This window comes from Mannheimia varigena (genome assembly GCF_013377235.1).
Lineage (GTDB): Bacteria > Pseudomonadota > Gammaproteobacteria > Enterobacterales > Pasteurellaceae > Mannheimia > Mannheimia varigena.
This window is the reverse complement of the sequence record NZ_CP016226.1, coordinates 1247862-1265304: the sequence shown is the minus strand read 5'-3', so window position 1 is coordinate 1265304 and position 17443 is coordinate 1247862. Positions and strand designations below refer to the sequence as shown.

Below are 17443 nucleotides of genomic sequence, written 5' to 3'. Positions count from 1 at the left end.
GTAGAAAATTCGTATGATCTTGATTAAAATACCCCACAATTTATAAAAAGAGGGAAAACACAATGTCAGTAAAAACCGAAGTTTTATTTAGTAATCATTGGAATGTGCGTGTAAGCGACCCAGGCTTTGAGGGTTCTCCAAGTCACTATTTTGAAAAGGTTTTTTTAACTCTTGAAGCCCATATTGATGGTAAAAATGCGAGTTATGAGTTTACCCGTAAAGTGGAAGAAGAGGTGAAAATTCACCGCACTTTCACCGATGTAAATGAACTTTTCGAGTTTCTCGGTGAGTACCTAAGCCCTGTGGCACTGGGTAATGTCGGTGTGCGTATTGGGCAGTTAGGTTTAGCATAATTCAATCTCGTAAAGGGCAAATGGTATTTGCCCTTGTAAAATTTTCTGAAAATCCAACCGCTTGCACCATTCTATGAACACATCGAACCCTCTCTTCCAACAAACTCAACCCTATTGGGATTTTCTGCGAATTGAAAAGCAGGTCAGCCCACATACGCTGAGCAATTATCAACGCCAACTAGTGGCGGCGAGTGAGCTGTTCTCGCAAGCCGGCATCGAGCGTTGGGAAGAGGTGGAAAGCAGCACGGTTCGTTGGATGCTCAGCCAAAGCCATAAACAGGGGCTGAGTGCAAAAAGTATTGGCTTGAGACTAGTGGCGTTGCGGCAGTGGTTTATCTATTTAATCAAAGTGGGGCGAATGACCGTAAACCCGACTTTAGGGGTGAAATCGCCAAAAGTAGGAAAGCACTTACCGAAAAATATTGATGCTGAACAGGTGGGGCAACTGCTCGCGATTGATAGCGATGAGCCGAGCGATCTGCGTGATATCGCAATGATGGAGTTGATGTATAGTTCTGGCTTGCGTTTGTCTGAATTGCAAGGACTAGATTTAGGCGATATGGATTTGTCTGCCCAAGAAGTAAAAGTACAGGGTAAGGGCAGTAAAGAGCGAATTGTGCCGATTGGCTCCCAAGCGTTGAAGGCGTTAAAACGTTGGTTGGAGGTGCGCTTGCAGTTCAGTCCGAAAGATAATGCGGTGTTTTTGAATAAACGTGGCGGGCGACTTTCGCACCGTTCTATTCAGCTGGCAATGCAGAAATGGGGAGAGCGGCAAGGGCTGGAGAGCCATCTGCATCCACATAAATTACGTCACTCATTTGCTACTCATATGTTAGAGGCGAGCGGAGATTTACGGGCGGTGCAGGAATTATTGGGGCATAGCAGCCTTTCGACTACACAGATTTATACCCATTTGGATTTCCAACATTTAGCAAAAATTTATGATTCTGCCCACCCAAGGGCAAGGCGAAAGAGTGAAAGTTAGGCTTTTTGGGGCTCAAGAGTTTTTATTTTGAAAAAGAAATACCAATATTGAATAACAACTAATGCTGCAACAGCGATTTTTCCACCAATATGAGGTAAAGTTAAAAGGGCAAATAGTGTAAACGGAAAGGAAATTGCTAAAATTGTGATTTTTTGCTTCATCGTCATTGCCCGTTTCTCGTCATATTCCTGCAAATATTTTTTATAGAGCTTGGTTTGAATAAACCACAAGTGCATTTTCTCTGAGCCTTTGGTAAAGCAGAATAAGGCTAAAAGTAAAAAAGGTGTGGTAGGCAACCCCGGTAAAATTGCACCAATAGCCCCTAGCCCGATGCAGATAAACCCGCAGATAATATAAAGTAATTTCATCGCAATTAATTGTAATTTGGTTTTTGAGAATAAATCGCAATTATACTAAAGGAAGCGAAAAAGGATTTCAAACTATTTCTATGATAACAAGCGGTTTCTTTTTTCAGATTTTTTGCAAATAGAAATAAAAAAACCTGTTGAATAATCAACAGGTTAAATAGTGGCGGAGGAAGTGAGATTCGAACTCACGGAGGGCGTTAACCCTCGCCGGTTTTCAAGACCGGTGCATTCAACCGCTCTGCCATTCCTCCGGGTTGAAGCTAATTCTAGATTTTTTTGTTCTCTTTAAAGAGAAAATCTGCTGACCAAAATCAGCAGACTTAAATTTGATGGCGGAGGAAGTGAGATTCGAACTCACGGAGGGCGTTAACCCTCGCCGGTTTTCAAGACCGGTGCATTCAACCGCTCTGCCATTCCTCCGTTGAAAACGTGTGCAATAATAGAGATTATTGCACTTATCGTCAAGCGATAAATCTCAAAATCCGCTTATTCGTTCTTTTTTTCAGCACAAACTATTTTTTTATCAGCCAAACACCACTTTCAATATGATGGGTGTAAGGGAATTGATCGAACAGAGCCGCTTTTTCAATACGGTGGGTTTGGCTTAATTGCTGTAAATTGTCTGCCAGCGTTTCTGGATTGCAAGAAATATATAAAATCCTCTCATACTCTTGCACCATATTCAGTGTGTCTTGATCTAGCCCTGCTCGTGGTGGATCGACAAAAATCGTATTGCAATCGTAGTCTTTCAAATCAATACCTTTCAAGCGATAAAATTCACGGACGCCATTCATCGCTTGGGTAAATTCCTCTGCCGACATTCGGATAATCTGCAAATTTTCCACGCCGTTTTTCTCAATATTGTATTGAGCTGATTGCACCGAAGATTTAGAAATTTCCGTTGCCAGCACCTTACGGAAATTTTCCGCCAACGCAATGGAGAAATTGCCGTTGCCGCAATAAAGTTCGAGCAAATCGCCCTCACTGTTTCGGGTGCAATCTCTCGCCCATTCCAGCATTTTAATGTTCATTTCGGCATTCGGCTGAGTGAAGCTGTTTTCTACTTGACGGTAAACGTAATTTTTTCCGTGAATCGGTAGCACTTCTTCAACATAATCGCAATCTAAGGCGATTTTCTGCTTATTCGCCCGCCCGATGATTTGTACTTTAAAGCCTTGAGTTTCTAAGCGAGTTTTTAACGCTTTAGCTTGTTCAATCCACTCTTCACCTAGCGTTTTATGGTAGAGCATTGAAACCGTAATTTCACCGCTCAAGGTGCTTAAATAATCCAGTTGAAAGAGCTTGCGAGTGAGGATTTCGTTGCCTTTGATTTCGGGCAGCAAGGCTTGCATCATTTGGTTAATCAGTTCGCTTGCAATTGGGAAGCTATCTACACGATAACGTTCTTTGGTTTCCGGGTTGAACATAATGTGATAAAGCTCGCCCTCATCGTGCCAAACTCGAAATTCCGCCCGCATACGAAAATGGCTCGGCTTGGAGGCAAACACTTGTAGCGGTGGAGGGTTAAATGGAGCAAGTAAAGCGGTCAGATTTTCGGTTTTTTTTGCAAGTAGATCGGAATAGTGTTCGATTGGAAGCGTCATTTTTTACCACAAATAGAAAAGAAAAAACAAACCACGAATGGCTTCGTGGTTTTTAGATTAGGATTTATTATTCAGCGGCACTAAAATCATCGCCTGCATCGCTGCCGGCATTGCCTGAAAGTGTATAAATACGTTTAGTTTTGTTAGTAAGCGTACGGTATTTTAACCATGCTTTTTCGATATCGCTTTGTGCAATTTCTTCACCTTTCATTACAGCAATGAAGCGTTTTTCTTCTGCGGTTTTAGGTTTACGTTCGCCCGTTTCTAAAGCCAAGCATGCTTGACCGAACTGCTCTAAAGTTTGTGATTCACGAATGGTGTAATCACCGTGACGAGAAAAGCCACGAGGGTAATTTTTATCATCGAAAAAACGGCGTGTAACGCTAAAACTATCTGCCATAATATGCCTCATTGTTTGAAATTAGGGAAAAGAAAATCGGCATACATTAAACAAAAATAGAAAATAAATCAATGATTTCATATAAAAAGCAGTAAAATTTCTGATAAGATTCGTAATTTGTAAGATATTATTACGATTTAATTGGAGGTAAATGTGTCTAACCAATATATTTTTAGCTCTGACTGGTTTACTCATAATACTCCTTCTCTCGTCTCTATTTTTGAATATGTTAAGCCGTTACGTATTTTAGAGATTGGTTCTTTTGAAGGACGTTCAACCATATTTTTTATGGAAGAGGCTTTAAAATATCAACCTCAGGTTGAGATTCATTGTATAGATAGCTGGGAAGGTGGTGCTGAGCATCAGGGGGTTTGGAATATGGGGGAAGTAGAGCGGCGTTTTGTGGATAATATTAGCTTAGCCCAACAGTTATCCCTAAGTGCAGTATTTTATAAACATCGTGGTCATTCCCATCAGAAAATGATTGAGTTATTGGCAAATGGCTATGCAGGTTATTTTGATTATATCTATGTAGATGGCTCTCATGAAGCTCCTGATGTGTTATTTGATGCGTTACTTGCTCATCGTTTGGTTAGGAAAGGGGGAGTAATTAGCTTTGATGATTATCTTTGGTCGCCTGATGAAGCAGGAAAGCAACGTCACTATATGTTGGTCAAGCCTGCGGTTGATCATTATGTGAATACATACCAGCAAAAAGTGCAGGTGATACAAAACGTACCTTCTTATCAACAGCATATTATTAAACTAGAAGATTAAACGTAAAAGAGGAATAAAAGTTGAGTTTATCCCTCTGTTTATTAGACTAATTTAACGTTCGATCTTCGCACGCATTAACTCAATTAACTCTGAAATTTCAGGCGTTGGGGCTGGCACTTGTAGCATCACCCAACGAAAGAGTTCAGGATCTGTGTAGCCGAGCATTTCAATGAAGGCTTGTTGCTGCGTTTCGTTAAGTCCATCAAAATGATTTTTGTAAAATGGCATAATCATTTTATCTAGCTCACGCATACCACGACGGCATTCCCATTCTAGTTTAAAGCGGTTAATTTCTGTCATTATTTTACCTCTTTAATACGGAGTTCTTTCGGTACTTCAAACACCACATCTTCTTCATTGCCCTCAAGGGTTTCCACTTCCGTAACGCCCAATGTTTTTAAGTGTGAAATAACCGATTGTACCAACACTTCAGGGGCAGACGCACCTGCGGTAATGCCGATGGTTTTCACGCCCTCTAGCCAAGCAGGGTCAATATCTTGCGGGCCATCAATCAGTTTTGACATCACGCCCATTCGAGAAGCGAGTTCCGCTAAACGGTTTGAGTTAGATGAATTTTTCGAGCCCACTACAAGCACTAGCTGAGATTGTTCCGCTAATTCACGCACCGCGTGTTGGCGGTTGGTGGTGGCATAGCAAATATCGTTTTTGCGAGGACCTTGAATCGCAGGGTATTTCTCTTTTAACACATCAATCACGCCGATAGTATCATCAATGGAAAGCGTAGTTTGGGTCATAAAAGTGAGTTCATCGTTGTTCGATACAGGCAGATTGGCAATATCTTCCACCGATTCCACCAAATAAATGCCGCCCTCTTCGTTGCTATATTGCCCCATCGTGCCGATCACCTCTGGGTGGCCTTCGTGACCGATCAAGATCGCTTTTGTCCCCTTTTTGCTGGCACGAGCCACTTGCATATGCACTTTGGTTACTAGCGGACAAGTCGCATCAAATACTTTTAAACCACGATTTTTCGCTTCTTGACGAACCGCTTGAGACACTCCGTGAGCGGAGAAAATCACAATCGCATCGTCCGGTACTTCGTCCAATTCTTCCACGAAAATCGCCCCTTTCGCTTTTAAACCGTCCACCACAAATTTGTTGTGAACCACTTCGTGGCGAACGTAAATCGGGGCTCCGTGAATTTCTAATGCGAGTTCCACAATCGAAATTGCTCTATCTACGCCGGCACAGAAACCACGAGGGTTTGCTAATAAAACTTTCATTTAATCACTCTTACTTTGTCTTTTCTTTTTTCGTTATAAAGGCTTCTAAAATCAGTAAGCCTGCCCCCACACAGATAGCAATATCCGCCACATTAAAGACAGGATAATGGTAAATATCCCAATAAAAATGGAGAAAATCCACTACATAGCCGTTATAAGCACGGTCAATCGCATTACCAATTGCACCGCCGATAATTAAGGCATACGCAGAATTTTCTAATTTTTTGACCGCTTGATTTTTCCATAATGCCACAACTAAGGCGAGGGAAATCACAATTGCCAGCCCTAAGAAGAAATATTTTTGCCAGCCGGAATGATCAGCGAGAAAACTAAAAGCTGCACCATAATTGCGTGCATAAGTTAAGTTAAAAATAGGCAAGATATTAATACTTTCGCCAAATTCAAAATGTTGTACCACGATATATTTTGACCAAAGATCAATAATAATGGTTACTACACTAATCCAAAGGAATTTTAATCCTGTTTTCATTTCATTTTCCAAATTTAGGGGCGTACGTTGTACGCCCATTTGATTATTCAGACATATTATGTCTATACAAGCGGTCAATTTTACAAGATTTTTTGCAAATTAGATCGCTTCTTCGTTTTCTTCACCGGTACGAATGCGAATAACACGCCCAACGTCATAAACAAAAATTTTGCCATCGCCAATTTTGCCGGTTTGGGCAGTTTCCATAATCGCTTCAATACACTGTTCTTCTAGTTCATCAGGGATCACAATTTCCACTTTCACTTTTGGCAGAAAATCAATCGCATATTCCGCACCACGATAAAGCTCGGTATGCCCTTTTTGTCTGCCAAAACCTTTGATTTCAGTAATGCTCATACCGCTAATGCCTACATCTGTTAAGGCTTCACGTACGTCATCCAGTTTGAATGGTTTGATAATTGCTTCAATTTTTTTCATTGTTTATTCCTATTTTTCTCTGCGAGCTGCTTTCGGGCGGAAACTTTCGCACACTTGAGGGTTAGTTTCTATATAAATCTCGCTTAACAGTTGCAAGCAGTACGGCACGGCACTAAAAATGCCTTTTACCAACACTTTGCCGTTTTCATCTTTCACGCCTTCGAGGGTTTCTTTGATCGCTTTAGGCTGTCCCGGCAAGTTGAGAATTAAACTCTCGTGGCGGATGACACCCACTTGGCGAGAGAGAATGGCAGTCGGCACGAAATGTAGGCTCACTTGTCGCATTTGCTCGCCAAAACCTGGCATTTCACGGTGGGCGATGGCAAGGGTAGCGTCTGGCGTTACATCTCGTTTTGCCGGGCCGGTGCCGCCGGTGGTGAGCACCAAATGGCAGGCGTGAACGTCCACTAACTCAATCAGCGTTTGTTCAATCTCTACCTGTTCATCGGGAATTAAGCGAGTTTCTACTTCAAATTCGCCAATAATAGCAGCACGCAGCCATGCTTCTAATTCGGGAATGCCCTGATCTTGATACACGCCCTGCGAGGCACGGTCGGAAACCGACACCAAGCCGATTTTCAACTTTTCTTTACTTAAACAAGCGGTCATTTTTGGCCACCTTTTTGCAATTCTTGTTTTTCGGCTTCGCTCAAATTTGATAATGCCATATTAAAACTACGCTCAACCGTAACTTTACGAGGATCTTCATCTGGCAAGAGCTTTAACATCATTCCCCACGTCATCGCCGCCATTTTAAAATCTTCTTTTTCAAACGAGTGGAAAGCAAGTAGGCTTAAGGCATCAAAATTGGTGTGATCTTGACGGATAATCTCTTTTAATACTGTTTCGCCCTGTGTTTTATCTTCCGGTGCTTCGGAGAAAAGTAGAAGCTGAGCGTGGCTTAATTTGTAAGCTAAATTATCAGGTTTTAGCTGAGCGGCTTTGCTAAACGCATCGTGAGCTAATTGACCGTCATCTAACGCCATACCGATTTGCCCGAGCATATACCATTTCTGATCATCGTTTGGATTTTTCTGCAAATCAACGCGCAATGCCATCGCAAATTGGTTCATCTCTTCGGTTGAAAGCGGATTTTTATCTTCCGATTTCAAGCGTTCATAAAAATAGTCTAATTTTTGGTGAGTAGTGTCTAGCATTGAGTTTGAAAGCCACGAACCGACATTGCTATAAATTGCAAAGCTAATGCCACCTACAAACAAAATCAACGAAACAAACCACGCCTTGCCGAGCTTTAATTTTTCGCCCTGCACTGGCTGTGCGGTTTCAGGAATGTCGTCTAATAAATTTTGTTGTAGCTCTAATTTTGTTCGTTCAGGATCGTCAATAACGCCTTCATTTGCTTCGTTTTCCACTTCTTTTAAGCGATCAAAATAGAAAGCTTTATTTAAGCGATCTCGTTTGGCAGCATCAATTTGTTTATTCCGTTTAAGTAAAGGATAAAACGCCACAACACAGACGATTAGAGTAATAAAAATAATGGCTATCCAGAAACTCATTTGTTGTCCTTATTTAAAATTTGGTTAAGACGATCTTGCTCATCTTGGTTTAATTGTTGAGTCGGTTTTGCAAAATTTTGTGAAGAATTGACCGCTTGCGGCTTCGCTTTTTTGCGGCGTAACACAATGCCAAGCCCTAGCGCAATCAAAATTAACGGCAGAATCCAAAGCATAATAGTCGCAGGGGTTATTGGCGGATTGTAGGTAACGAAATTGCCGTAGCGTTCAATCATATACTCCACCACTTCGTCTTTACTTTTGCCTTCTTTGAGCAATTCCAATGTTTTCGCTCTCATATCGGTGGAAATAGTCGCATTTGAATCTGCAATATTGTTGTTTTGACATTGCGGGCAGCGTAGTTCTTGAATTAACGCACGGTAATCTGCTTCTTGTTTTGGACTATCAAATTTGTGAAGCTCAACAGGAGCAGAAATAGCCACAGAGCTTGCAAAAATAAAGAATAGGCTAAATTTTTTCATTGTTTTCATCACTCTTTTAATTTGTCATAAATCGGTTTTAGTACGTTATTCCATACTTGGTCGTTTACATCGCCTGCGTGGCGGTATTTGATGACGCCATTGCCATCAATAATAAAGGTTTCTGGTGCACCGTAAACGCCTAAATCTAAGCCGAGTGAGCCTTTAGGATCAAAAATCACTGCTTTATATGGATTGCCATAGTTAGCCAAGAATTTTAAGGCTTTTTCACGCTCATCTTTATAATCAATGCCAACAATTTCCACGCCTTGTTTCGCTAAAACGGTAAGGTATTCGTGTTCGGCATAACAAGTTGGACACCACGTTGCCCATACATTTAATAGGCGAGGCTTGCCTATTTTTACCACATTTTGATTAATCTGCTCTTTTTCATCGAGTAAAGATTCTAGACTGAAATTAGGAATGGTTTTACCGATGAGGGCAGATTCTAATTTTTTCGGATCATCGCCTTGCGAGTTACGGGCGAGTTGAACCAAAAATGCCACAGATAACGCTGAAAAGAGAATTAAAGGAAGTAGAAATTTTTTGTTCATTATTTATGCCTAATATCAATCACTTTCAAAGTTCTTAGCTTACCAAAAAATAGCCGAATAAGCATTGATTTAAATAAAAAATCCGCTGAGTTGTATTCAACGGATTTTAAGGTATAACAAGCGGTCGAAAAAGTTAAATTATTTGCGTAATTTTACCGTTTCAATGGCGTGGTCTTGCCCTTTTATCAAAATGAGGTTAGCACGTTCACGGCTCGGTAAAATATTTTGGCGTAAATTCAAACCATTAATTTCTTCCCAGATGGTTGAGGCAGTCTCAATCGCTTCTTGTTCCGATAATTTTGAATAGTGGTGGAAATAAGAGTTCGGATCAGCAAAGGCACTGCGGCGGAATTTTAAGAAACGGTTGATATACCATTTCTTTAGGAGTGCTTCTTCAGCATCAACATAAATGGAGAAATCCACAAAATCAGATACAAATACATTATGTGGGCTGGAAGGGTAGTTCATTCCGCTTTGTAGCACGTTTAATCCTTCTAAAATCACAATATCAGGTTGATCAACTACATTAAATTGATCAGGAATAATGTCATAAGTTAAATGCGAATAGATGGGGGCTTTCACATTACGCTCGCCCGATTTAATATCAGATACAAAGCGAATGAGGCTATGAATATCATAAGATTCCGGAAAGCCTTTTTTCTTTAGTAAGTTCTTTTCAGTAAGCGTTGCAAGCGGATATAAAAAACCATCGGTAGTAATTAAATCGACTTTTCTCTCTTTAGGATAATGTGAGAGCAGAGCTTGCAAAATACGGGCAGAGGTACTTTTACCAACCGAAACACTGCCGGCAATACTAATAATATAAGGCACTTTCGGCGTTTCAATGCCAAGAAAACGGTGCAAAACGGTCTGACGTTTTAAATTCTCTTCTATATAGTATTGAATTAAACGGGCAAGCGGGAGGTAAATAGTACGTACTTCTTCTAAAGAAAGATCTTCATTAAAGCCTAATAATGGTTTTAAATCTTGCTCGGTGAGCTTTAATGGCACAGATTTGCGCAAATCTGCCCATTGTTGACGATCAAAAGTGAGAAAAGGAGTAATTTTTGTGTTTTTTTCAAGGCTCATAGCCAAAATCTCAATTTTTTGATAATGAATTAATCAGTTTAATGCTTAAATTAAGGGCGTAACTATACAATATATAAGCTACTTTTTCCGTATATATTGACATAAAATCGCCTGTTTTTTACAAAAAATAGCCATTTTGTATATTTAAAAGTCGAAAGATTGATTTTTTCAAATTTTTTTTAAAAAATACTTGCACAGCGTTAAAATTTCCCTATAATGCACATCACTTGCTTACGACACAGCAATGCCGACTTAGCTCAGTAGGTAGAGCAACTGACTTGTAATCAGTAGGTCACCAGTTCGATTCCGGTAGTCGGCACCATTATTGCTTAAATGTAAATAAGTATTCAAATATCGTGGAGGGGTTCCCGAGCGGCCAAAGGGGGCAGACTGTAAATCTGTTGGCTCAGCCTTCGAAGGTTCGAATCCTTCTCCCTCCACCATTTCTGATTTTTGAATCGTGCAGGACAGACGAATTTAGAACAGCGGGCATCGTATAATGGCTATTACCTTAGCCTTCCAAGCTAATGATGCGGGTTCGATTCCCGCTGCCCGCTCCAAGCGCTGATATAGCTCAGTTGGTAGAGCGCACCCTTGGTAAGGGTGAGGTCGGCGGTTCAAATCCGCCTATCAGCACCACGTCTTCTAACTTCACTCTTTCCTATAAGTTTCAATTAGTATTAATTTCTACATTATGGTTAATGGGTTCTTTTGTTCCATTGTAACCGTTTTTGTTTAAGAGGCTTTTAGAAAATGTCTAAAGAAAAATTTGAACGTACAAAACCGCACGTGAACGTGGGTACAATCGGCCACGTTGACCATGGTAAAACAACTTTAACAGCAGCAATTACTACCGTTTTAGCAAAACACTACGGTGGTGCAGCTCGTGCATTCGACCAAATCGATAACGCGCCAGAAGAAAAAGCGCGTGGTATCACCATCAACACTTCACACGTTGAGTACGATACTGCAACTCGTCACTACGCACACGTTGACTGCCCGGGACACGCGGACTATGTTAAAAACATGATTACCGGTGCGGCACAAATGGATGGTGCTATCTTAGTAGTAGCAGCGACAGACGGTCCAATGCCACAAACTCGTGAGCACATCTTATTAGGTCGCCAAGTAGGTGTTCCATACATCATCGTATTCTTAAACAAATGCGATATGGTTGATGATGAAGAGTTATTAGAATTAGTTGAAATGGAAGTTCGTGAACTTCTTTCTCAATACGATTTCCCAGGCGATGATACTCCAATCGTACGTGGTTCAGCATTACAAGCATTAAACGGCGTTGCTGAATGGGAAGAGAAAATCCTTGAGTTAGCAAACCACTTAGACACATACATCCCAGAGCCGGAGCGTGCGATTGATAAGCCATTCTTATTACCAATCGAAGACGTATTCTCAATTTCTGGTCGTGGTACAGTAGTAACTGGTCGTGTTGAGCGTGGTATTATCCGTACTGGTGATGAAGTTGAAATCGTTGGTATCAAAGATACAACAAAAACAACTGTAACTGGTGTTGAGATGTTCCGTAAATTATTAGACGAAGGTCGTGCGGGTGAAAACGTTGGTGCATTATTACGTGGTACTAAACGTGAAGAAATCGAACGTGGTCAAGTATTAGCGAAACCAGGTTCAATCACTCCACACACAGACTTCGAGTCAGAAGTTTACGTATTATCAAAAGAAGAAGGTGGTCGTCACACTCCATTCTTCAAAGGCTACCGTCCACAGTTCTACTTCCGTACAACTGACGTAACTGGTACTATTGAATTACCAGAAGGCGTAGAAATGGTAATGCCAGGTGATAACATCAAAATGACTGTAAGCTTAATTCACCCAATCGCGATGGACGAAGGTTTACGCTTCGCTATCCGTGAAGGTGGCCGTACAGTAGGTGCTGGTGTTGTTGCGAAAATTATCAAATAATATTTGATAGCAATAAACGAGAAGAGAGGCATATCGAAAGATATGCCTCTTTTTGTTATATAGACATTCTAATCGCTCTAACTGTGGGGGTATTGCATACGTCCCATTATCGTATGAATATACGTAATACCATTAACAAATCGCAAAAAACGAAATAAAAAAGACCGCTTGTGATGAGAAATTCATTACAAGCGGTCGATTTCTATTAATATTTTACAATTTCAATTAAGCAATTTTTACAGCTTTATAATTACATTGTGGATTAACGATTAAATCCCGTGAGCGAATAATTTGGAGTTCGTACAAGCCTGATTTTGAGGTTTGTTCCATTACTTCATTTACGGCATTGGCAGTATGCTCAAAGGCTTCCAGATCTGATTTCCCATTTAATAAGTTCGCTACAAATAAGCCGGCAGTTAAGTCGCCTACGCCCACTGGTTCTTTGTCGAAGTGATAAAGTGGGCGGCTGATGTGCCAAATGCCGTCTTGGTTTGCCAGTAACATTTCAAATTTATTGCTATCTTTACCTACACGGCTTAAATGTTTTACTAGCACTTTTTTCGGACCTTTAGTTAAAATCACTTTTACGGCTTCTAAGGCTTGTTCGAAATTTTCTACGGTTAAGCCTGTGAGCTCTCGTAATTCCACTAAATTTGGTGTGATGATATCAGCTTGTGCCATTGCTAGATTGATTAAGCCTTCTTTTACTCCATCTGCCACGATGCAACCTTTATCAGGGTGTCCCATTACAGGGTCGCAAATGTAGATCGCATTAGGATTTTCCGCTTTTACTTTATGGAATGCATTGATGATTTCTTCAACTTGTTCTGCAGAGCCAATGTAGCCTGATAATACCGCATCGCAGCGATGAAGTTCATCGATATTGTGAATTCCCTCTACAATGCTGCCAATCTGTTCTTTTGGCATTACCATTCCGCCCCATTTCCCATATTGAGTATGGTTAGAAAATTGCACTGTGTTTAATGCCCAAACATCAACCCCTAAAAGCTGCATTGGAAAGGTTGCCGCTTTGTTGCCAGCGTAGCCATAGACAACGTGAGATTGAATAGAAAGTATGTTTTTCATTTGCTTGCTCCTTTAAAAGCTCAATGTGTGCTATTTTTAGTCATTTGAATGGCGTGAGGGTTGAAGTCGGAAAAGAAATCGCTATAATTCCCCCTCGTTAGAACCTGTCTATATGCCGACTTAGCTCAGTAGGTAGAGCAACTGACTTGTAATCAGTAGGTCACCAGTTCGATTCCGGTAGTCGGCACCATTTTTCAAATCACTTTTATCTTTTTGTTTCCTTAATGCAAAACGGTAAGATTTTGCAAATTTTTACAAAAATCTTACCGCTTTGCTCTTAAAAATCGATTAAACGTAGCCGTAGTTCATTAAGCGTTGATAACGACGTTCTAATAAATCATCTTTATTAAGCTGGTCTAACTCTGCTAAATCTTCCAAAATGCGTTGTTTAAGATTTTGTCCAATTTCCTCAACATTGCGATGAGCTCCACCCAATGGTTCTGGAACGATATTATCAATCAATTCTAACTCTTTTAAGCGAGGTGCAGTTAAACCCATTACTTCTGCAGCGGTTGAGGCTTTATCCGCACTTTTCCACAGAATAGAGGCACAGCCTTCAGGGGAAATAACTGAGTAGGTTGAATATTGCAACATATTGACTTTATCGCCCACACCGATAGCTAAAGCACCGCCTGAGCCACCTTCGCCAATGACAGTACAAATTACAGGCACAGAAAGTTGCGACATTTCACGCAAGTTGCGAGCGATCGCTTCTGATTGACCGCGCTCTTCTGCCCCAATACCCGGATAAGCTCCAGGCGTATCAATAAAGGTAATAATCGGCATATTAAAACGCTCTGCCATTTCCATTAAGCGTAAGGCTTTACGATAACCTTCCGGTGCAGGCATACCGAAGTTACGTTTTACCTTCTCTTTTACCGTACGACCTTTCTGATGACCGATAATCATCACCGGGCGGCCGTCTAAGCGAGCAATACCGCCGACAATCGCCTTGTCATCCGCAAATGCACGATCGCCAGCCAGCTCATCAAATTCGGTGAAAATTTGCTCGATATAATCTAGCGTGTATGGACGATTTGGGTGGCGTGCCATACGGGAAATCTGCCACGCATCAAGGTTGGCAAAGGTTTTCTTGGTTAATTCTTCGCTTTTCTTTTGTAAACGCTTGATTTCATCATCAAGATCAATTTTATCATCTTGTTCGCTTACTGCTCGTAAAGATTCAATTTTAGCCTCAAGTTCGGCAATCGGCATTTCAAAATCTAAAAATTCTTGGCTCATTATTTTTTCCTTTTTATGGGCAAAATTATGGGGCATTATCGCTTATCAAGGGGTTATTGTCTATTTTCAATTACGTTAAATTGACCCATCGTACCTCTATCACGTAACATAAAATCGCTCACGCCAAAAGTAAAAGGCAATTGCTCAGAAGCAGTATTATCAAAACGAACGAGCAGTGTAACTTCTTGCTCAGCTTCTAGCCACACAGTATCTCGCCAAGCAAGTTGCTTAATTGGGAATGGTTTACGGTTTTGGGTTTCCACAATAAATTTTGCACCTTGCAGAGTAAATCCGACCGCTTGTGTGCTGTGTAAATACCAGCGTTCAACGCTGCCTTTTTGTGCAGTAAAATCAATCCGTTTCGGATCAAACCGCTTTTGGTTAATTAAATAATCAGATGGGCGAATCGTAAATCGGCGCTCTTGACTGATTTTCAAATTAAATTCATCTAATGAAAAGGCAGGTAAACTTGGTTTTGTATTCAGTACCGCCGCCATTCCTTCAGGTCTGAGTTCTAAAATCACATTGTCGATTAATTCATCATCGCTTGAGAAAACTTGCCCGATTTTGTAAAAAATATCTCTTTTTTGACCGCTTATCAGTGAAACTGTTTTACCGTCGCTTAAATCAACCAGAACTTCCACTCGCTCGCTTGGGGCGAGGCGGATAATGTCCATCTCCACAGGTTCGGCTAACATTCCTACACCTGTTGCAATAAGTCTAAGTGGTTGGTCATTATCTAGTCTTAAGTCATAAGCACGGGAGAGGGAAGCGTTGAGGACACGTAATCTTACCCAGCCGCGAGGCACATTGAAATAAGGCGATTCTTGTCCGTTTACAAACAGGCGTTTTCCTAAAAATTGTGGTATGTTTTTATCTAGAACTTGCACACCTTCTTTGTTGAGAAGTTGGTCTTGCAAAATCAACGGAATATCATTTACGCCATATTTATTTGGTAATGTTGTATTTTTACTCTGTTCATCTTCAATCAGCCATAGGCCAACCAAGCCTCGATAAATTTGGAACGCTGAATTGAGCATAGTGTCGGCATGATACCAACAAGTGCAAGCTGGCTGATTGATAGACACAATTGGCGACCAACTGCTTTTGGGTTCAAGAGAACGATGCACCGAGCCGATAATATCACTTGAGGCTTGTAACCCTTGAATGTTCATCGAGATTTTTTGCGGTAAATTATTAAGATAAGCTAATTTCACAAAATTACCTGATTTTACTCGCACCGTTGGGGCGAGGTATTGTCCATTCACGCCCCAGACATCGACTAGCTTACCTTTATCAAATTGAGTTTGAGCAGGACGTAAATCAAGCCGAACAGGTCTACCTCGCCCAATATCCATAAGAGGGGGGATATTAAGGGCAGGACGTTCAGCCGCTAATGTAGAGCGAGGGAATGTTGCTAATGCACCTACTAGGGCAGAGCCTTGTAAAAATTGACGTCGAGTTATCGCTTTTTTCATATTAGGCGTTTTTCGTTTTTTCTAATTGTTCAACTTCTTGATTCAGCTCTTCAAATTTAGCGAGCATAATTTGGTGGCATTTTTCCATTAGTTCTTTCACGTTTTCACGGCTGTAACCTGATGTATCAATAGGTTCAAGCATTTCACAAATCACAACGCCGTTATCCCAACGGTTCAAATCAATTTTATTGTGTAAGTTAGAACAAACAACAGGCACAATCGGCACACCTGCGGAAATTGCCAAATGGAAAGCTCCGGTTTTAAACGGCAGTAAACCACGTCCACGACTACGAGTGCCTTCAGGGAACATCCACACAGATACCTGACGCTCTTTGACGATTTGCCCTGCTTTATTCATTGTTTCAATGGCACTTGAACGTTTTTCACGATGAATAAAAATGTTACCAGTTGCCCAATAAACTAAGCCGAAAAACGGAATCCAAATCAAGCTTTTTTTGCCGATACTCACGGTGTTTTCTGCTACCATTGAAGAAATCGTTGCCATATCATAGTTATTTTGATGGTTGCCTATGTAGATAACCGGGTAGTTGATTTCAGGTTTTTTACGAGTAATCAGTTTTACCCCCATCAATTTATGTAATAAACCGAACCAACGTGCCACAACGCCCACACTGCTCGGGTGGCGTAAACGCACTAACGCATAAAGTGTACCGACAATAGAAATTAAAATAGCCGCTATTGCAACTAAAAAAACACGAAAAATTTTTAACATAATAATGATAACCTTAAAAATGAGATGTCTATGAGTATAGCAAAATCAGGTTAGTTTCTAAAGATTATCATAATTAAATTGATAGTTTCCTATTTTGCAAAAAATCGGTATATTTAGACCGCTTGTTTATTCATAAGGAGAAAAGAATGAGTAAAGTAACTTTAGCAGGAAACCCGATTGAGGTTGCAGGTGCATTTCCACAACAAGGCGATGTGGTTGCAGATTTTACGCTGGTAAACAGTGATTTAGAGGACGTTTCACTGTCTGATTTTGATGGTAAACGCAAAGTGTTAAACATTTTCCCAAGTATTGATACAGGTATTTGTGCGAAGTCTGTGCGTGTGTTTAACGAAAAAGCAACAAGTTTAGATAACACCGTTGTATTATGTATTTCAGCTGATTTACCTTTTGCTCAAGCACGTTTCTGCGGAGCAGAAGGCATTGAAAATGCGAAAGTATTATCGACATTCCGTAACCGCGAATTACATAACAAACTTGGTGTAGATATTACTTCTGGTCCATTGGCTAGCTTGGCATCTCGTTCTGTAATTGTGTTAGATGAGAACAACAAGGTATTACACAGCCAATTAGTGCCAGAAATCAAGGAAGAGCCAGATTACGACGCAGCGTTAGCGGTATTATAATGTGTAAAATTTGCAAAAAATGACCGC

At 40.8% G+C, this 17443-nt stretch carries 21 protein-coding genes and 7 tRNA genes; 10 read left to right on the top strand and 18 right to left on the bottom strand.

From position 1 onward, the window contains the following. Window positions 1-62 precede the first annotated feature (62 nt). Both A6B40_RS05885 and xerC read left to right on the top strand, forming a co-directional pair. Window positions 63-353, top strand: coding sequence for a DUF5377 family protein (locus tag A6B40_RS05885; RefSeq protein ID WP_025248343.1), 291 nt, complete (start codon window positions 63-65; stop codon window positions 351-353). 73 nt (window positions 354-426) lie between these two features. Next, window positions 427-1338 carry a tyrosine recombinase XerC gene (gene xerC / locus A6B40_RS05880; RefSeq protein WP_176671828.1) on the top strand — a complete coding sequence of 304 codons (912 nt, stop codon included), beginning with the start codon at window positions 427-429 and terminating at the stop codon, window positions 1336-1338. Here xerC and A6B40_RS05875 read toward each other — a convergent pair. The 5 genes from A6B40_RS05875 to A6B40_RS05855 all read right to left on the bottom strand — a co-directional run bounded on the left by A6B40_RS05875 (window position 1335) and on the right by A6B40_RS05855 (window position 3710). Beyond that, entirely contained in the window at window positions 1335-1706 is a 372-nt protein-coding gene (locus tag A6B40_RS05875) for a YbaN family protein (RefSeq protein ID WP_025218202.1), read from the bottom strand. The genes xerC and A6B40_RS05875 overlap by 4 nt on opposite strands. Window positions 1707-1867: 161 nt before the next feature. After that, a tRNA-Ser gene (locus tag A6B40_RS05870) sits at window positions 1868-1957 on the bottom strand. A 79-nt stretch (window positions 1958-2036) separates the two neighbouring features. Beyond that, window positions 2037-2126, bottom strand: a tRNA-Ser gene (locus A6B40_RS05865). Window positions 2127-2218: 92 nt separating this feature from the next. Continuing rightward, window positions 2219-3310, bottom strand: coding sequence for a tRNA (uridine(54)-C5)-methyltransferase TrmA (gene trmA / locus A6B40_RS05860; RefSeq protein ID WP_025342076.1), 1092 nt, complete (start codon window positions 3308-3310; stop codon window positions 2219-2221). Window positions 3311-3377: 67 nt separating this feature from the next. After that, a complete protein-coding gene (locus tag A6B40_RS05855; RefSeq protein ID WP_025218200.1) occupies window positions 3378-3710 on the bottom strand; it encodes a MaoP family protein in 333 nt (110 codons plus the stop codon). Between the two features lie 153 nt (window positions 3711-3863). On the opposite strand from A6B40_RS05855, the gene A6B40_RS05850 reads away from it, so the two are divergent. Then, window positions 3864-4487, top strand: a complete 624-nt coding sequence (locus tag A6B40_RS05850) for a class I SAM-dependent methyltransferase (protein WP_112110228.1) — start codon at window positions 3864-3866, stop codon at window positions 4485-4487. Window positions 4488-4538: 51 nt separating this feature from the next. Here A6B40_RS05850 and A6B40_RS05845 read toward each other — a convergent pair whose 3' ends face one another. From A6B40_RS05845 to coaA, 9 genes are all read right to left on the bottom strand, one after another. Beyond that, on the bottom strand, window positions 4539-4787 hold the full coding sequence (locus tag A6B40_RS05845) for an FAD assembly factor SdhE (protein WP_025248339.1): 249 nt from the start codon (window positions 4785-4787) through the stop codon (window positions 4539-4541). After that, window positions 4787-5731, bottom strand: coding sequence for a 4-hydroxy-3-methylbut-2-enyl diphosphate reductase (gene ispH, locus A6B40_RS05840; protein WP_176671827.1), 945 nt, complete (start codon window positions 5729-5731; stop codon window positions 4787-4789). Before ispH ends, A6B40_RS05845 begins: the two co-directional genes overlap by 1 nt. A gap of 10 nt (window positions 5732-5741) precedes the next feature. Continuing rightward, the gene (gene lspA, locus A6B40_RS05835; RefSeq protein WP_176671826.1) at window positions 5742-6221 is read right to left on the bottom strand and encodes a signal peptidase II; all 480 of its coding nucleotides are present in this window, start codon (window positions 6219-6221) and stop codon (window positions 5742-5744) included. A 99-nt stretch (window positions 6222-6320) separates the two neighbouring features. After that, window positions 6321-6659, bottom strand: coding sequence for a nitrogen regulatory protein P-II (glnB, locus tag A6B40_RS05830; RefSeq protein WP_025236863.1), 339 nt, complete (start codon window positions 6657-6659; stop codon window positions 6321-6323). A 9-nt stretch (window positions 6660-6668) separates the two neighbouring features. Continuing rightward, entirely contained in the window at window positions 6669-7268 is a 600-nt protein-coding gene (gene mog / locus A6B40_RS05825; protein ID WP_176671825.1) for a molybdopterin adenylyltransferase, read from the bottom strand. Beyond that, window positions 7265-8176, bottom strand: coding sequence for a c-type cytochrome biogenesis protein CcmI (ccmI, locus tag A6B40_RS05820; protein ID WP_176671824.1), 912 nt, complete (start codon window positions 8174-8176; stop codon window positions 7265-7267). Before ccmI ends, mog begins: the two co-directional genes overlap by 4 nt. Continuing rightward, complete coding sequence (locus A6B40_RS05815) at window positions 8173-8655, bottom strand: cytochrome c-type biogenesis protein (protein WP_176672328.1); 483 nt, start codon at window positions 8653-8655, stop codon at window positions 8173-8175. The genes ccmI and A6B40_RS05815 overlap by 4 nt, the downstream gene beginning before the upstream one ends. An 8-nt stretch (window positions 8656-8663) precedes the next feature. Then, window positions 8664-9206 carry a DsbE family thiol:disulfide interchange protein gene (locus A6B40_RS05810; RefSeq protein WP_176671823.1) on the bottom strand — a complete coding sequence of 181 codons (543 nt, stop codon included), beginning with the start codon at window positions 9204-9206 and terminating at the stop codon, window positions 8664-8666. A gap of 138 nt (window positions 9207-9344) precedes the next feature. Then, a complete protein-coding gene (gene coaA, locus A6B40_RS05805; RefSeq protein WP_176671822.1) occupies window positions 9345-10295 on the bottom strand; it encodes a type I pantothenate kinase in 951 nt (316 codons plus the stop codon). A 246-nt stretch (window positions 10296-10541) separates the two neighbouring features. On the opposite strand from coaA, the gene A6B40_RS05800 reads away from it, so the two are divergent. The 5 genes from A6B40_RS05800 (at window position 10542) to tuf (ending at window position 12233) form a co-directional block, all read left to right on the top strand. Next, a tRNA-Thr gene (locus A6B40_RS05800) sits at window positions 10542-10617 on the top strand. 36 nt (window positions 10618-10653) lie between these two features. Further along, a tRNA-Tyr gene (locus tag A6B40_RS05795) sits at window positions 10654-10738 on the top strand. A gap of 42 nt (window positions 10739-10780) precedes the next feature. Next, window positions 10781-10855, top strand: a tRNA-Gly gene (locus A6B40_RS05790). Window positions 10856-10858: 3 nt separating this feature from the next. Then, window positions 10859-10934: transfer RNA gene (locus tag A6B40_RS05785), tRNA-Thr, on the top strand. Between the two features lie 114 nt (window positions 10935-11048). Then, a complete protein-coding gene (gene tuf, locus A6B40_RS05780; RefSeq protein ID WP_025218017.1) occupies window positions 11049-12233 on the top strand; it encodes an elongation factor Tu in 1185 nt (394 codons plus the stop codon). Between the two features lie 225 nt (window positions 12234-12458). Here tuf and pdxY read toward each other — a convergent pair whose 3' ends face one another. After that, complete coding sequence (gene pdxY / locus A6B40_RS05775) at window positions 12459-13319, bottom strand: pyridoxal kinase PdxY (RefSeq protein WP_025218188.1); 861 nt, start codon at window positions 13317-13319, stop codon at window positions 12459-12461. A gap of 114 nt (window positions 13320-13433) precedes the next feature. Here pdxY and A6B40_RS05770 point away from each other — a divergent pair. Then, window positions 13434-13509: transfer RNA gene (locus A6B40_RS05770), tRNA-Thr, on the top strand. A 98-nt stretch (window positions 13510-13607) separates the two neighbouring features. Here the strand turns inward: A6B40_RS05770 and accA are convergent. The 3 genes from accA to A6B40_RS05755 are packed head-to-tail and all read right to left on the bottom strand — an operon-like array spanning window position 13608 to window position 16772. Further along, window positions 13608-14561 carry an acetyl-CoA carboxylase carboxyl transferase subunit alpha gene (gene accA / locus A6B40_RS05765; protein WP_025218187.1) on the bottom strand — a complete coding sequence of 318 codons (954 nt, stop codon included), beginning with the start codon at window positions 14559-14561 and terminating at the stop codon, window positions 13608-13610. Between the two features lie 53 nt (window positions 14562-14614). Beyond that, window positions 14615-16039, bottom strand: coding sequence for a multicopper oxidase domain-containing protein (locus tag A6B40_RS05760; protein WP_176671821.1), 1425 nt, complete (start codon window positions 16037-16039; stop codon window positions 14615-14617). A gap of 1 nt (window position 16040) precedes the next feature. After that, window positions 16041-16772 (bottom strand): 1-acylglycerol-3-phosphate O-acyltransferase, encoded by a 732-nt coding sequence (locus A6B40_RS05755; RefSeq protein WP_176671820.1) that lies wholly within the window; start codon window positions 16770-16772, stop codon window positions 16041-16043. Window positions 16773-16918: 146 nt separating this feature from the next. Between A6B40_RS05755 and tpx the strand changes: the two genes are divergently transcribed. After that, window positions 16919-17416, top strand: a complete 498-nt coding sequence (tpx, locus tag A6B40_RS05750; RefSeq protein WP_176671819.1) for a thiol peroxidase — start codon at window positions 16919-16921, stop codon at window positions 17414-17416. The last annotated feature ends 27 nt before the right edge of the window (window positions 17417-17443 follow it).